The sequence below is a fragment of the Sphingobacterium paludis genome (assembly GCF_004364125.1).
GTDB lineage: Bacteria > Bacteroidota > Bacteroidia > Sphingobacteriales > Sphingobacteriaceae > Sphingobacterium > Sphingobacterium paludis.
Window position 1 is genome coordinate 1 of record NZ_SNZV01000027.1, and the last position, 1147, is coordinate 1147.

Below are 1147 nucleotides of genomic sequence, written 5' to 3' on the forward strand. Positions count from 1 at the left end.
TACCGTTAAAGAATAATTACGTAAACAGAAGTGTATTTCCCGACATGAACCCCAGAGGCTATCGCATCGTAGCCTTTCAACACAGTCCTAATTACGAAACTACAGCCTGTATTATCGAATTCCATCCTGACACGGCGTATCTCAACCGTAATGCCGCTCTTAAAAACTATAAACTGCAGGGAGAGGAATTTGAGGACTACAAAAACATTGTTTCCTCACAGGATGCCTGCGGATATGGGTTTGTATGGGATACATGGGGAAATCTAAAAGGTGCATTCTACGGAAAAAATGGGCTGTTCGAAAGGATCTATGATCACAATATGAAACTAACACATTCCAATTCTAGGTAATGAAATATCTGACTATTTTTTTTATTACCGCCATACTATTGATTTTCGAAAAATCATATGGGCAGGTGTGCGGTGAAGATGGTATACCATGCGTCGATGGCATGCCCGGTTGTACTATATGTAATTTCAGACCACCTGGAACTCCGGGTGCACCAAATAACCCGATCTGGATCGAACCGGTTCCCGTCAACCCTCCGGCACCTCCTCCCTCCCTACCTTTTATACCGACCATAACCCTTCCCCCCTTTGGAGCAGGTGGGGTAACAACTGATGATGTAAGAAAACAGAAAGCCGATATTCTGGCAAGATTAAAGATCAGTGATTGCGACGGAGTGAAAAGGGCAAATGAGGTCTCTAAAAATGTAGATGTGCAAAAGGCCATTCAAGCTATAAAGGATAAACCAAAGGAATGGGGAGTGGAAATAGAATTACCGGATCCCTCTGACCCATCGAAGTTCATACTAGGCGAACCATTTACACAGGAGAACAAAAATCTCATAACGTTTAATCCGACGTGGGATAATGACAATGGCTATACGATCGGGTTTATCCACAACCATCCCAGCGGATCTGCTCCAAGTCCATCGGACATTTTTAACGCGTCGTTCGACCTGATGGATGGAGCTCAAAACCTCAATATTCCTCCTGAACAATTTTTGATATATTTGAATAATTTTGCCTCCTTAATTGTAAGTGACAACTATATTTACACCATTACGATAAAGGATGCACAGCTATTCGCATATATGACAAAAGAACTTTACGGGGAAAGGCAAATTGCTGAAAATATTCGATAT

Annotated in this window: 2 protein-coding genes; both read left to right on the forward strand. The window is 42.0% G+C overall.

Features of this window, described 5'->3' with window-relative positions; translation table 11 throughout:
* Positions 1–350, forward strand: a 350-nt coding sequence (locus tag B0I21_RS20245; RefSeq protein WP_166637919.1) for a hypothetical protein, incomplete at its 5' end; no start/stop codon positions are given.
* The coding region (locus B0I21_RS19975; RefSeq protein ID WP_208292404.1) for a hypothetical protein at positions 350–1147 on the forward strand (798 nt) is incomplete at its 3' end. The genes B0I21_RS20245 and B0I21_RS19975, both read left to right, overlap by 1 nt.